Raw genomic sequence first — 12,928 nt, 5'->3', positions numbered from 1 at the left:
CACATGTCAGCAGTCCTGAAGAATTTTGTCGGTGGTGATTGGGTGGATGGCACCGGCATCACCAAGAACATCAATCCCTCGAACACCAACGATCTCGTCGGCGAATATGCCCGCGCCGACCGGGCGCAGACCGAAAAGGCGATCGCAGCGGCGAAGGCCGCCTTCCCCGCCTGGTCGCGCTCGACGCCGCAGGAGCGCTATGACGCGCTGAACAAGATTTCGACCGAAATCCTCGCCCGCAAGGAAGAGCTTGGCCGCCTGCTCTCCCGCGAAGAGGGCAAGACGCTGCCCGAAGGCATCGGCGAGGCCGCACGTGCCGGGCAAATCTTCGCGTTCTTTGCCGGCGAGGCGCTGCGGCTGTTCGGTGAGAAGGGCCCCTCCGTGCGCCCCAATCTCGAGGTCGAGATGACGCGCGAGCCGCTCGGCGTGGTCGGCCTGATCACGCCCTGGAATTTCCCGATCGCGATCCCGGCCTGGAAGATCGCGCCCGCGCTCTGCTACGGTAACACCGTGGTGTTCAAGCCGGCGGAACTGGTCCCCGGCTCGGCGCATGCGCTGTCCGAGATCATCGCGCGCTCGGGCCTGCCGGCCGGCGTGTTCAACCTCGTGGTCGGCTCCGGCTCCGTCGTCGGCCAGACGATGCTGGAACATCCCGATGTCGCGGCGATCTCGTTCACCGGCTCGGTCGCGACGGGCCGTAACATCGCGAAGGCCTGCGTCGCCTCCTCCAATATGAAGAAGTTCCAGCTCGAGATGGGCGGCAAGAATCCGCTGGTCGTGCTCGACGACGCCGATCTGAAGGTCGCCGTCGAAGCCGCCACCAATGGCGCCTATTTCTCCACCGGCCAGCGCTGCACCGCCTCCTCGCGCCTGATCGTGACCGAGGGCATTCACGACCGCTTTGTCGAGGCGATGACCGAGCGGTTGAAGGGCCTGCAGGTGGACGATGCGCTGAAGCCCGGCGTCCATGTCGGCCCGGTGGTCGATCAGAACCAGCTCGACCAGGATCTGCGCTACCTCAAGATCGGCAAGGACGAGGGCGCCAAGCTCTATTGGGGCGGCGAGCTGTTGAACCGGGAGACGCCCGGCTTCTATCTGCAGCCCGCGCTGTTCACCGAGGTCAAGAACTCCATGCGCATCGCGCGCGAGGAGATTTTTGGCCCCGTCGCCGCCGTCATTCGCGCCAAGAATTATGACGAGGCGCTCGCGATCGCCAACGATACCGATTTCGGGCTTGCGTCCGGCATCTGCACCAGCAGCCTGAAATATGCTTCCCACTTCAAGCGCAACAGCGAGGCCGGCATGGTGATGGTCAATCTGCCGACCGCCGGCGTCGATTATCACGTGCCCTTCGGCGGCCGCAAAGGCTCGAGCTACGGCGCGCGCGAACAGGGCGCCTATGCCAAGGAGTTCTACACCACGGTCAAGACCGCCTACACCTATCCGGTCTGAACGGGCGTCCTTCGAAAGGGAGTGCGCATGAAACATTCGCCCATCACGGCCGAACAGCCCCGCTACATCAAGCTCAACGCGCGCGACAATGTCGCGATCGTCGTCAACGATTTCGGCCTGCCCGCGGGATCGCGCTTCCCCTGCGGGCTCACGCTGAAGAGCTTCGTGCCGCAGGGCCACAAGACCGCGCTGGTCGATATCGCGCAAGATGCGCCCATCCTGCGCTATGGCGAGATCATCGGCCATGCCGCCTCGCCGATTCAAGCAGGCGAATGGGTCGATGAGGCGCGCATCCGCATGCCGGAAGCGCCCTCGCTCGACAATCTCGAGATCGCGACCGCCGTGCCGGAACCGCTGCCGCCGCTCGAAGGCTATACCTTCGAGGGCTATCGCAACCCGGATGGCTCGGTCGGCACCAAGAACATTCTGGGCATCTCGACCTCGGTGCAATGCGTGGCCGGCACGCTGGAATATGCGGTCAAGCGCATCCGCGCCGAGCTCCTGCCCAAATATCCCAATGTCGACGACGTTGTCGCGCTGACGCATGCCTATGGCTGCGGCGTCGCCATCACCGCGCCCGATGCCGTGGTGCCGATCCGCACGTTGCAAAACCTCGCGCTCAACCCGAACTTCGGCGGCGAGGTGATGGTGGTCGGACTCGGTTGCGAAAAACTCGCGCCCGAACGCCTCCTGCCCGAGGGCGTCGACAACTCCATCGTGCGCATGCAGGACGAAGCCTTTGACGGCTTCGGCGCCATCGTCGACGGCATCATGAAAATGGCCGATGCGCGGCTTGCCGTGCTCAACCAGCGCCGACGCGAGACCTGCCCGGCCTCCGATCTCGTGATCGGCCTGCAATGCGGCGGCAGTGATGCCTTTTCCGGCGTGACCGCCAATCCAGCCGTCGGCTTCGCCGCCGATCTGCTGGTGCGTGCCGGCGCCACCGTGATGTTCTCCGAAGTCACGGAAGTGCGCGATGCCATCCAGCTTCTGACGCGCCGCGCCGCCAACGAAGAGGTCGGCCGCGCGCTGGTGCGCGAGATGGCCTGGTACGATGCGTATCTCGCCCGCGGCGGCAGCGACCGCAGCGCCAACACCACGCCCGGCAACAAGAAGGGCGGGCTCGCCAACATCGTTGAGAAATCGCTCGGCTCGATCGTCAAGTCGGGCTCGAGCCCGATCGCCGGCGTGCTGGCGCCCGGCGAGAAGGCGCGGCAGAAGGGCATGCTGTTTGCGGCCACGCCTGCCTCCGACTTCATCTGCGGCACGCTGCAGCTCGCCTCGGGCATGACGCTGCAGGTGTTCACGACCGGCCGCGGGACGCCCTACGGATTGCAAGCGGCGCCCGTCATCAAGGTGGCCACCCGCAGCGAGCTGGCGCGGCGCTGGAAGGACCTGATCGATTTCGACGCGGGGCGAATTGCGACGGGCCAAATGACCATCGAGGACGCCGGCTGGGAATTGTTCCGCCTGATCCTCGATGTCGCCAGCGGCCGGACCAAGGTCTGGTCGGATCGCTGGGGCATTCACAACGACCTCACGCTGTTCAATCCCGCGCCGGTGACGTGACCGATCCGCAGAGTCTTTCAACAGGTGCTTCGTCATGGCCGGGCTTGACGAGCAAGATTCAATGGCCTCCGCGCGTTAAGCACGTTCCGATCCAAAGTTCGAACGGCTGAGGGGCGTGCGTTCATATTCTCGCGGCGCGATCCGCGCTCGAGTTTTGCTCAACTACAGCCCTCTTAAAATACAGAGGGGCAGGGAAGACCGGGTGACCGCTGCACCCGGGGCCCTCGCGCCAGAAAAGGTGCGCAAAGGGCGCGTGACCACAGGTACAGGCGGCTTCACACCGGCCTTCCCTGCGCGAGTGGTTTACGGCTTACTTCGCGCTCTCCTCGGTGAACCAGCGTTTGCCACCGTCGTCAGCTCGATGCGAACACATCATCGCCAACTTGGCGCCTCCATGGGCGCGCCAGGACCACACGACTTCGCCGTCCGCGTCGATACCGCTCGTCCACCGGCATCAACGCGGTCACCGCATTCCGCTCCACGTTCGTGACGACGCGTACGTCCCTCATGCCGGCGCGGAACACGCAGACGATACGATTGATTCCGGCTTCTGAAAAACAGAAATATTTGTTGCGAAGGGTCTGGACAAGCCAAATCAGCTTGATTCAGCTCGTGAAATTAGTTTTTGCGCGCGGGCCCGGCTACGGCAGTATAAGTCCACGCGCACCGCATTGCATTGCCGCAGATTCTCGATCTGACGCAGTCAGCGTCAGACGGCTATTTCCCGATCATCACGTCGGACGACTTGATCACAGCCGAGACGCTGTCGCCGACTTTCAGCCCGAGATCGTCGACCGCCTCGTTGGTGATCGAGGAGAAAACCGTCAATCCCGGCGCCAACTCGACCTTGACATGGGCGGTCGTGCTTCCCTTGGTGACGGCGATCACCCGGCCGGGCAGAACATTGCGAGCGCTGAGCTTCATGGCTTCATCCTCGATTCTGGCAGCATGCACCTTATGCCGAACAAGCGCCGCATGCTCATCGTGGCAAGCACGCAAAACGCCGCATCGGCGCGGAAATCCTGCTCAAACAATACGCTCAATCAGACATCCAAGTCGAACGAAACGATCGCGTTCTGATGCCTGCGGTACGAGCATTCGATTGTTGCATTTGCGACAATTGAACAGCGCGACATGGGATGGCATATCGCTTGCTTCGCTATCGCCGGACATTGTCGCTTCGGCGAAGCAATCTTGTGAGGACAATATGCTTGGAATTGGAAGTAAATTGCCGTCGTTTGAGATCGTCGGCGTGAAGCCGGGCTTTCACAGCCAGGAGGAGAAGGGGCAGAGCGCGTTCGAGACGCTGACCGAAAAGAGCTTCCCCGGCAAATGGAAGATCATCTTCTTCTATCCCAAGGATTTCACCTTCGTCTGTCCGACCGAGATTGCCGAGTTCGCACGGCTGTCCAAGGATTTTGCCGACCGCGACGCCGTCGTGCTGGGCGGTTCGACCGACAATGAGTTCTGCAAGCTGGCCTGGCGGCGCGAGCACAAGGACCTGCATCATTTGCCGATCTGGCAGTTCGCCGACACCAAGGGCGCGCTGGTCGACGGCCTGGGCGTGCGTTCGCCCGACGGCGTCGCCTATCGCTACACTTTCATTGTCGATCCCGATAACACCATCCAGCACGTCTACGCGACCAACCTCAATGTCGGCCGCGCTCCGAAGGACACGCTCCGCGTGCTCGACGCGCTGCAGACCGACGAGCTCTGCCCCTGCAACCGCGAGGTCGGTGGCGCAACGCTCAAAGTTGCCTGACGCGTCATGTCGATCGAGCAACTGAAGGACCAGATCCCGGACTTCGCCAAGGACGTCAGGCTCAACCTGACGTCCATGGCGTCCGACGAGACGCTGTCGCCGCAGACCAAATATGGGCTGTTCCTGGCGACGGCGATCGCGACGCGCAATCCGGTCGTCATCGCCGCGATGGAATCGGCTGCGGCCGAGGTGCTGACGCCGGCCGCGATTGCGGCGGCGAAAGCGGCCGCCTCCGTGATGGCGATGAACAACGTGTACTACCGCTTCATCCACCTCACGTCGAACCAGGAATACCGGACGATGCCGGCGCGGCTGCGCATGAACGTGATCGGCAATCCCGGCGTGGACAAGGCCGATTTCGAACTGTGGTCGCTGGCGGTCTCCGCCATCAACGGCTGCGGCGCCTGCATGGACTCCCATGAGAAAGTGCTGCAGGAAGCCGGCGTCAGCTCGGCGGTGATCCAGACCGCCGTGCGCTTCGCCGCCATCGTTCAGTCGGTCGCGGTCGCGATCGAGGCGGCCGGACAGGGGATGGTACAGGCGGCGGAGTGATCCGTCCTCGCCCCGCCCCGCGTTCGTCAAGGCATCGTCATTCCGGACGGCGAAAGCGCGAACCCGGACATCTCGAGATTCCGGGTTCGGTGCTGCCGCACCGCCCCGGAATGACGGTGCCTTGACGTAAAAGGGCAGCCGGGGCGAATAGACTGCAACACCTACGTCAATCACATCTGCTAGTCTCCTTGAGACCTTCGGTGGCGGGCCCGCGTTAACAGCGGACCGGCGCGGAACAGAGGAGATCTCGACCATGCGCATCGAAACGGCTTTTCTCTTCGACCTCGACGGCACGCTGGTCGACAGCGTCTATCAGCATGTGCTGGCCTGGAAGTCCGCGCTCGATGCCGAAGGAATCGAGCTGTCGGTCTGGCGCATCCATCGCAAGATCGGCATGAGCGGCGGGCTGTTCACCAATCAGCTCTTGCGCGAAACCGGCTGCGATATCGATCCAGAGCGCATCGACCGGCTGCGGCGCGCGCATGCGGAGGCCTATAATCGCTACGGGCGCGACATCCGTCCGCTGCCCGGCGCGCGCGAACTGCTCGCGTGGCTGACGGACGCCGGCATCGCCTGGGCGATCGCGACCAGCGGCCGGATGGAGACGGCGGCCGTCAACCTGGAAGCGCTTGGCGTCGATCCGAGCAGGACTCCCGTCGTTACCCGCGACCAGGTCAAATATGCCAAGCCCGATCCCGACCTGTTCCTGGCCGCGGCGCAGCGTCTCGATGTCGGAATCGACCGCGCGATCGTCGTCGGCGACAGCATTTGGGATATGCTTGCTGCCACCCGCTGCCGTGCGCTCGGAGTCGGGCTGCTCAGCGGCGGCTATGGCCCCGACGAATTGCGCCAGGCCGGCGCCATCCGCGTCTATGAGGATCCGGCGGATCTGTTGAACCATATCGACGAGGTCGGCGGGCGGAGGTGAGCGCGGCGTTGCGGCCGAATTCGGGCAAGCAGCCCGATCGCGCCGACGTTTGCCTGCCATTTCAATCCGCACGGTGTGAATACGACGGCGGTGGCGCCCGGCCGGCGCGCCAGCCTGCGCCAATGCATCATCGGCGAGGGGCGACTCGGCTTCATCCTTCGGCCTGGGCGAATGTGCTAGGCCATCCTCAAGCGAGTCGGATAGAAGGATGGCAGGAGGCACTGGCATGAAGGCAGTTTGCGTCTTTTGCGGCTCGAGCGTCGGCCGCGATCCGGTCTATCGCAACGCCGCCATTTCCGCCGGCGAAGCCCTGGCGAGGGCCGGACTGTCCCTCGTCTATGGCGGCGGCAAGGTCGGGCTGATGGGCGCGATTGCCGATGCGGTGGTCGCGGCAGGCGGGCGCGCCATCGGCGTGATCCCACGGGCGCTGCTTGAGCGTGAGATTGCTCATGCCGGCCTCAGCGAGCTTCACGTCGTCGAGACGATGCACGAACGCAAGACCAAAATGGCCGATCTCTCCGACGGCTTTATCGCCCTGCCCGGCGGCGCCGGCACATTGGAAGAGTTTTTCGAGCAATGGACCTGGGCGCAGCTCGGCATCCATGGCAAGCCCTGCGGCCTTCTCAACGTGAAGGATTATTTCCAGCCGCTCATTGCGATGATCGAGAAGGCGGTGGCGGAGGGTTTCGTCGCCAAACGCTATGCCGACATGCTGGTCGTTGCCAGCGATGTCGATGCAATCCTCAAGCGCTTTGCGGCCTACGTGCCGCCGGCGCGAAAATGGGAGGCGCCGAAGGCGTAAGTCTCCGGCTCGGCTCGCGACCGATCACCTCAGATAGTCGGCGAGATTGAGGCTCTGAATCTTCGAGATCGCGGAATAGGATGCCGTCAACTGCGCCTGATAGGTCGAGAGCTGCGCGGTGACGGCGGCGACATCGACGCTGGTGAGGTCGCTCGCGAGCGTCGAGGCGTAGTTCTTGTAGTCGGTCTGGCGCGAGCTCGCGGCCTCGATCTGCGATGATGCACTGGAAAGCTGGGCCTGCACCGTCGAGGTGGCATCCAGTGCGCTGCTGGCGAGATCGAGCGCCTGGCTGACGTCGGACGAGGACAGCGACGTGCTGTTGGCGATGAATTTCAGCAGGCGCATGGTCTGCTCGAACGCAGAATTGTCGGCGGTGACGCCGTAATCCACCGTCTGATTGTCGGCGACCTTGACCGAGGCGATCTCGCTATCGCCCTGGTAATAGCTGGTGTCGGCGGTCGTCAGCGATCCGCTGCCCGATGAGAAGCTCGAAAGATCGACCGGCGCCGTCGTGACATCGGCGCCGCCGAAGACATATTCGCCGTCATACTGCGTGTTCAGCAGCGATCCCATCTCCTGCAGCATGTCTTTGGCCGAGCTGATCAGCGAGGCCGTCGACGAGCTGCTGCCGGTGGTGGCGGCGGAAAGCTGTGAACGCAAATTGGTGATGAGGGTGGTCATCGATCCCACCGCCGAGTACATCGCCTGAACCTTGCTGTCGGCGAGCGTCGAGGCATCGATATAGGATTGCGCACGCGTCACCGATACCTGCAGATTGACGACGCTCTGGGTATCGGCGCCATAGCCGGCAAAGTCCTGCGACTTGACGCCCGAGGATTCCTGGATCTGCTCATTGGCCATGATCGATTGCGTCCGCAGCGCCGCCGCGATCATCTGGTCGGAAAGCGCAAAGGTGGCCACGCGCATCGTCATGGGACTTCTCCTACTTCGAGCAATCTATTCGTTCACCTCTCCCCGCGAGCGGGCAGAGGTGAAAAGCGCTTCTAGCCCGCCTGGATCGCGCTGATCAGCGACGAGAACATGGAATTGATGACCTGGATCAGCTCCGAGGCCGCCGAATATTTGTTCTGCAGCGCGCTGAGCCGCGCCGTCTCCTCGTCGATGTTGACCCCCGACTCCGAGGACATCGAATTGGCATAGGTCGATTGCGCCGTCTCCTTCAGCGTGTAGTTCGAAGACGCCTGCGATGCCTGCGTCGCGATATTGGAGACGATGGCGGCGGCATAGTCGGTGAAGGAGCCGGTCGTCGCGGCAAGCCCGCCGGCGGCGGCAAAACTGGTCGATCCCGTCATTGCGTTGTCGAGCGCATCGACGATGGTCGCAGACCCCGACGACAGCACCTGGCTTCCGGCACTCAGGCTCGTCGAGGAGTCCAGCGTTGCGGTCGGCAGTGCCGCGGAACCACTGAGCAAATCGCTGCGCACGGCGATATCGGAGGCGTTCGAACCGGTAAGCAGATCGTTGAGGCCGAAATAATCCGAAAAGCCCTGATCGCTACTGCCGACCGAGCTGGTCATCTCGTTGATGGAGACGCCGTCGCCCGAGTCCGCAGCCGTGAGCACCAGATGGCCGGAAGAATCGATCGATGCCGTCACATGCGAGGTACTAGATTCATTGTTGATTGCATTAACAACGTCCCCGACCGTGCTGTAAGAAGAGAGATCGAAGTCATAGTAGCCTGTCAGGTTGCCGCTAGCGTCCGTCTCCGCAATGCGGACGGTGCCGGTGCCGGAAAAAGCGTCCGTGCTGCTCACCGTCGTGGTCCCGGTCAGGCTGGTCGGAGGCGGGACCGACGTGCCCTGGTTGGAGACGGCATTGACCGTCGAGATGAGATTTTGAGCGAGCTCGTCAAGCTGGGATTGCGCGGCCGGCAGGGTCTTATCGCGCAGCGTGATGAGCGCCCCCACCTTGCCCGACGTGATCTGGGCGGTGATGTCGACCCCGTTCACGGTGATGCCGCTGAACCCGCCCGAGGCGTAAGTGGTCGCCGCCGTCACGTTGGAGGCCGTGGTATAGCTCAGCGTATGCGCGGTGCTGTCGACCAGCGGCTGGCCCGAGGTGGTGTAGACCTGTAGATCGCCGCTGGAGGTCGTATAGTAGTTCACGTTCATCATCGAGGCGAGGTCCTGCAGCGCCGAATTGCGCTGGTCTTCGAGATCGGCGGTCGACTGCCCGGCGGCGGCCTCCTGCTTGATTTCCTTGTTGAGGTCCGCGATCTGCTTGAGATCACTGTTGATGCTTTGCACCGACGAGGCGATGTCCTGGTCGGCATTGGAACGCAAATTCTGGATGCCGCTCGACGTGTCCTGCAATTGGGTCGTGACGGCATCGAGCGCGCTGATCACATTCGACTGCAGCGACGGGCTCGAGGGCGTGCCCTCCAGCGACGACAGCGCCGATTCGAACGATGCCAGCGTGTTGGCTAGCGACGTGCCGGTCGTCGTGCTGTCGGAGGTCGTGGAGCCATCCACCGTGCCATAGAGCTGCTCGAGCTGGGTGAGATAATTGTTGGTCGTGTTGGCGGAGCCGAGATCCGAGGTGGCGCCGATCAGCGACTTCAACAGCAGCTTGTCGATGGTGGTGCTGATGCCGGTGATGGTGACGGCGGTGCCGACACCCGCGGTGACCAGGCTCGCCTGATTGGCGGTCTCCTCGGTGTAGCCGGCGGTGTCCGCGTTCGAGATGTTCGACGACGCGACGCTGATCTGAACCTGCGTTGCCGAGAGGCCGCTAAAGGCGATGAGCCGAGCGATATCAAGCGAGGACAATGCAACCTCCCGTCATCAAGGACCGGTCAGGCCCGAACGTTGGTACTGTAGGATGCCGAGCGCGCGGTGCGGCGGCCGCCGGCGCCATAGGGTGAGACATTGGCGATCTGCTCCCGGATCGCCTGCATCACGGCTTCGATCCTGCGGTTGCTGGCATCGATCGCCGCGCGCAGCCGCACCAGGTTTTCATCCATGGCCTCGCGCAGCTTCAGGATCCGCTCCATGAGCTGCTCGCGCAGCACCCGGTCCTGCACATGCAGCTTCGCGGTCTTCGCCGCGCATTCGGCCACGCACTCCTGGAACAAATCGGCGAGCCGGTTCTTCTCGTCGACCTGCTTGAGGCGCGAGGCCGGCAAGCCCTTGGAAAGCTCCGCGTTCTCCTCTGTCACGATCGAGAGCAACTCGTCGATCAGCGCAATGAGGGACCTGACGTGCATGTCGTTTCCCGATGCACGCTTGGCGGTGATGTTCTGTACCGGAATCATGCTGTCGCTCCCATTCTTTCAGTGCCGACCCTGGCGCGGCGCGCGAACTGCGCTCGTGCCCCATGCATACGCCTTGATCGCCGTGAGCCTGACCGTCGCGCGCCTCATATCCTCGTCGAGGCGCGCGCATTCGCTTGCCAGTTTGCGCTGTGCGGTCTGGATGTCGTCCATCAGCGCGAGAAGCTGCGCGCGATCGCCTGCCTTCAGCGCGCCGGCACGAGCCGTCAGTCGCCGCAGCTTGCGCAGCAGCGCCTCGCCCTCGCCGCCCCTCTTCAATTTACCTGCGCCGGCCATGACTACCTCATCGCCGAGATCAGCGTGTCGTACATCTTGTTGACGGTGGTCACCACCTGCGAAGCCGCCGAATAGGCCTGCTGCGCCGAGATCATGTTGCTGAACTGGCCGCTGGTGTCGGTCGTGCTCGACTCCAGCTCGCTGCCGTAGATGGTGCCCGCCCCATTCTCGCCGGACCCGTGCAGGGTTGCGTTGCCCGAGGTTGCCGTCGCCGAATACATGCCGTCGCTGCCCGCCGAGAGCCCGTTCGGATCGGTGAAGGTCGCGACCGCGATCTTGTAGATCGGGATGGTCTCGCCATTGGAATAGGTCGCATCGACCAGGCCGGTGTTCTTGCTGACGGAAATGCTGCTCAGCGTGCCGCGCGCATAACCATCCGGCGTGATGCTGGTGACGTCGACCGCCGGCGTGGTCTCGCCGGATGCGTTTTGCGTCAGTTTGCTCAGATTGAGGTTGATGGTGCTGCTGCTGGCGCCGTTGGTCCAGGCGACGCTGATTTGTGGCGGAGTTGGACTGGTTGAGGACAGTGATCCGTCGCTGTTGAAATTGAGCGTGACCGAGGTTGGGGTACCGCTCGAGCTGACGATGCTGGTGGTGCCGAGCGACGTACCTGACGACGTGGTCGGATCGCCGAACTGCGCCGTCCAGGCGTTGCTGCCAGTCTTGGTCCAGGTGACCGAGATTGTGGCGGGATCGCCGAGCGAATCGTAGACAGACATCGAGCTGGTGAAAGTGGCGCCCGTGGCGGCGTCGGACGGCAAGTTCGCATCGAACGCCACATTTGCGGTGGCGCTCGCAATGCTGCCCGCGGCCTGCGTATTGATGGGCACCGGGGCGGCGGTCTCGTCGGCGGCGCCGGTGCTGTCGGTCGGCCAGCCCTCCAGATAATAGCCGTTGTTGACGAGATAACCCTGGTTGTCGGTGGTGAAGGCACCGTTGCGTGTATAGAAGGTGTTGCCGCCCGACAGCCCATCCGTCACCACGAAGAAGCCGCTGCCCTGGATCGCCACGTCGGTGGCGTTGGTGGTGGCCGCGAGCAGGCCCTGCTGGGTGATGTTGGCGCGGCCCGACACCGTGACGCCGCCCGCGGCATAGGACGTCGACGAGCTCGACGCCGTCACCAGGTCGTCGAACATCGCGGATGTGGTTTTGTAGCCCGTCGTGTCCGAGTTGGAGATGTTGTCGGAGATCATCGACAGCGCCGTGCTTTGCGAGGCAAGCGCCGAGATCGCCGAGGAAAGTGCGCCCGAGAGACCCATGAATAGAACTCCAGATAGTGTGTCAGGAAGTGACCGCGATAATGTTGGCGGCGCTGACGGAAACTCCGTTGACCGTCAGCGATGGCGTGGAGGTCGACGTATCGATGCCGGTCACGGTGCCGGTGATGGTCGAGTAATTGAAAACCGAGTTGCCGGCCGAGTCGGTCGCGGTGACCGAGAGCGTGTATTGTCCGCCGTCGCTGAGTTGATTGCCGCTCGAGTCCTGGCCGTTCCAGGTGAAGGTGTTGGCGCCGGCATTGCCGGTGCCGCTGCCTGTCCACACCGTGTTGCCCGAGGAATCCTTGAGCGTGAGTGTCACGTTCGAGGATGCCGCCGACAGCGAGTAGCCGAACGTCGCCGAGCCGTTGGACAGCGTCGCGGTGTCGGTTTTCGCCTCGACGGTGTGGCCGATGTAGTTGACCGAGTTCAGCGTGACGAGGCTCGAGAAGGAGCTCGCGAGCGACGACATGCTGCTGTTGATTTGCGACTGCTCGGTGAAATTCGCATACGACGTGAGCTGGTTCATGAAGTCGGTCGTGCTCGTCGCATTCAGCGGATCCTGGTTCTGCATTTCGCTGAGCAGGAGCTGGAGGAAATCGCTGGAGCTGATCGTCGAAGCCGACGAGCTCGACGAGGATGTCGTGCTGCTCGTCGTCGTGTTCGACGTGGAAGACGTCGAGGTAACAGTCATGGCAAGCTCCGGCTCTCGTCGTTGCGCGGAGCGCGCGACGGAGGCTCGTTTGCAGGTTGCATTCGTGAAGGTCGTTCGCAGATGAAACGGATGGCGCGGCCAATTCAGGCGCGAATAAATTGCGCGGAAACGATTGATTGCTCGGCAGAATTTGCCGATGCGCATCGCAAGGACGTAAGCGCGGCCGCGCGCGATCGGCGCGGCAGGACATGAGCGCGCAAGACCAGGTCAGCGCGCGACAGCGTTACAGTTGAGGTTGCAGTTGAGAATGAGCCCGGAAAGAGACGGAACCGACCGGGCGAGCGGTTTGGAGGGAAACGCCAGAGCAGTCGCCGATCTGAGCGA

Annotated in this window: 13 protein-coding genes; 6 read left to right on the top strand and 7 right to left on the bottom strand. The window is 63.2% G+C overall.

Annotated elements, in window-relative coordinates:
* Positions 1-3: 3 nt before the first annotated feature.
* Together P6U23_RS07140 and garD are read left to right on the top strand one after the other, a co-directional pair.
* Entirely contained in the window at positions 4-1,452 is a 1,449-nt protein-coding gene (locus tag P6U23_RS07140) for an aldehyde dehydrogenase family protein (protein ID WP_407178858.1), read from the top strand.
* Positions 1,453-1,479: 27 nt separating this feature from the next.
* Positions 1,480-3,021 (top strand): galactarate dehydratase, encoded by a 1,542-nt coding sequence (gene garD / locus P6U23_RS07135; RefSeq protein WP_407178857.1) that lies wholly within the window; start codon positions 1,480-1,482, stop codon positions 3,019-3,021.
* 717 nt (positions 3,022-3,738) lie between these two features.
* Here garD and P6U23_RS07130 read toward each other — a convergent pair.
* On the bottom strand, positions 3,739-3,945 hold the full coding sequence (locus tag P6U23_RS07130) for a molybdopterin-binding protein (protein ID WP_024506575.1): 207 nt from the start codon (positions 3,943-3,945) through the stop codon (positions 3,739-3,741).
* A gap of 283 nt (positions 3,946-4,228) precedes the next feature.
* Between P6U23_RS07130 and P6U23_RS07125 the strand changes: the two genes are divergently transcribed.
* The 4 genes from P6U23_RS07125 (at position 4,229) to P6U23_RS07110 (ending at position 7,065) form a co-directional block, all read left to right on the top strand.
* Positions 4,229-4,783, top strand: coding sequence for a peroxiredoxin (locus tag P6U23_RS07125; RefSeq protein ID WP_407178856.1), 555 nt, complete (start codon positions 4,229-4,231; stop codon positions 4,781-4,783).
* A 6-nt stretch (positions 4,784-4,789) separates the two neighbouring features.
* Positions 4,790-5,335, top strand: a complete 546-nt coding sequence (locus P6U23_RS07120) for a carboxymuconolactone decarboxylase family protein (protein ID WP_407178855.1) — start codon at positions 4,790-4,792, stop codon at positions 5,333-5,335.
* Between the two features lie 253 nt (positions 5,336-5,588).
* Positions 5,589-6,263, top strand: a complete 675-nt coding sequence (locus tag P6U23_RS07115; protein ID WP_407178854.1) for an HAD family hydrolase — start codon at positions 5,589-5,591, stop codon at positions 6,261-6,263.
* Between the two features lie 226 nt (positions 6,264-6,489).
* Positions 6,490-7,065, top strand: coding sequence for a TIGR00730 family Rossman fold protein (locus P6U23_RS07110; RefSeq protein WP_407178853.1), 576 nt, complete (start codon positions 6,490-6,492; stop codon positions 7,063-7,065).
* Positions 7,066-7,089: 24 nt separating this feature from the next.
* Here the strand turns inward: P6U23_RS07110 and P6U23_RS07105 are convergent, their stop codons facing one another.
* The 6 genes from P6U23_RS07105 to P6U23_RS07080 all read right to left on the bottom strand — a co-directional run bounded on the left by P6U23_RS07105 (position 7,090) and on the right by P6U23_RS07080 (position 12,583).
* Entirely contained in the window at positions 7,090-7,998 is a 909-nt protein-coding gene (locus P6U23_RS07105) for a flagellin (protein ID WP_407178852.1), read from the bottom strand.
* 71 nt (positions 7,999-8,069) lie between these two features.
* The gene (flgK, locus tag P6U23_RS07100) at positions 8,070-9,854 is read right to left on the bottom strand and encodes a flagellar hook-associated protein FlgK (RefSeq protein WP_407178851.1); all 1,785 of its coding nucleotides are present in this window, start codon (positions 9,852-9,854) and stop codon (positions 8,070-8,072) included.
* A 26-nt stretch (positions 9,855-9,880) separates the two neighbouring features.
* On the bottom strand, positions 9,881-10,339 hold the full coding sequence (locus P6U23_RS07095; protein WP_407178850.1) for a flagellar protein FlgN: 459 nt from the start codon (positions 10,337-10,339) through the stop codon (positions 9,881-9,883).
* Positions 10,340-10,357: 18 nt separating this feature from the next.
* Entirely contained in the window at positions 10,358-10,633 is a 276-nt protein-coding gene (locus P6U23_RS07090; protein WP_407178849.1) for a hypothetical protein, read from the bottom strand.
* Positions 10,634-10,635: 2 nt separating this feature from the next.
* A complete protein-coding gene (gene flgE, locus P6U23_RS07085) occupies positions 10,636-11,892 on the bottom strand; it encodes a flagellar hook protein FlgE (RefSeq protein WP_407178848.1) in 1,257 nt (418 codons plus the stop codon).
* 22 nt (positions 11,893-11,914) lie between these two features.
* On the bottom strand, positions 11,915-12,583 hold the full coding sequence (locus P6U23_RS07080) for a flagellar hook assembly protein FlgD (protein ID WP_407178847.1): 669 nt from the start codon (positions 12,581-12,583) through the stop codon (positions 11,915-11,917).
* Positions 12,584-12,928 lie beyond the last annotated feature (345 nt).

Origin of the sequence: Bradyrhizobium sp. STM 3562, assembly GCF_045571435.1 — a bacterium.
Taxonomy (GTDB): domain Bacteria; phylum Pseudomonadota; class Alphaproteobacteria; order Rhizobiales; family Xanthobacteraceae; genus Bradyrhizobium.
The sequence above is the reverse complement of the archived record's forward strand: the minus strand, read 5'-3'. Positions and strand labels throughout refer to the sequence as shown.

Excerpts from the sequence above, each read along its gene's own strand:
- P6U23_RS07140 (WP_407178858.1), top strand. The coding sequence starts at position 4 with ATGTCAGCAGTCCTGAAGAATTTTGTCGGTGGTGATTGGGTGGATGGC.
- garD (WP_407178857.1), top strand. The coding sequence starts at position 1,480 with ATGAAACATTCGCCCATCACGGCCGAACAGCCCCGCTACATCAAGCTC.
- P6U23_RS07130 (WP_024506575.1), bottom strand. The coding sequence starts at position 3,945 with ATGAAGCTCAGCGCTCGCAATGTTCTGCCCGGCCGGGTGATCGCCGTC.
- P6U23_RS07125 (WP_407178856.1), top strand. The coding sequence starts at position 4,229 with ATGCTTGGAATTGGAAGTAAATTGCCGTCGTTTGAGATCGTCGGCGTG.
- P6U23_RS07120 (WP_407178855.1), top strand. The coding sequence starts at position 4,790 with ATGTCGATCGAGCAACTGAAGGACCAGATCCCGGACTTCGCCAAGGAC.
- P6U23_RS07115 (WP_407178854.1), top strand. The coding sequence starts at position 5,589 with ATGCGCATCGAAACGGCTTTTCTCTTCGACCTCGACGGCACGCTGGTC.
- P6U23_RS07110 (WP_407178853.1), top strand. The coding sequence starts at position 6,490 with ATGAAGGCAGTTTGCGTCTTTTGCGGCTCGAGCGTCGGCCGCGATCCG.
- P6U23_RS07105 (WP_407178852.1), bottom strand. The coding sequence starts at position 7,998 with ATGACGATGCGCGTGGCCACCTTTGCGCTTTCCGACCAGATGATCGCG.
- P6U23_RS07095 (WP_407178850.1), bottom strand. The coding sequence starts at position 10,339 with ATGATTCCGGTACAGAACATCACCGCCAAGCGTGCATCGGGAAACGAC.
- P6U23_RS07090 (WP_407178849.1), bottom strand. The coding sequence starts at position 10,633 with ATGGCCGGCGCAGGTAAATTGAAGAGGGGCGGCGAGGGCGAGGCGCTG.
- flgE (WP_407178848.1), bottom strand. The coding sequence starts at position 11,892 with ATGGGTCTCTCGGGCGCACTTTCCTCGGCGATCTCGGCGCTTGCCTCG.
- P6U23_RS07080 (WP_407178847.1), bottom strand. The coding sequence starts at position 12,583 with ATGACTGTTACCTCGACGTCTTCCACGTCGAACACGACGACGAGCAGC.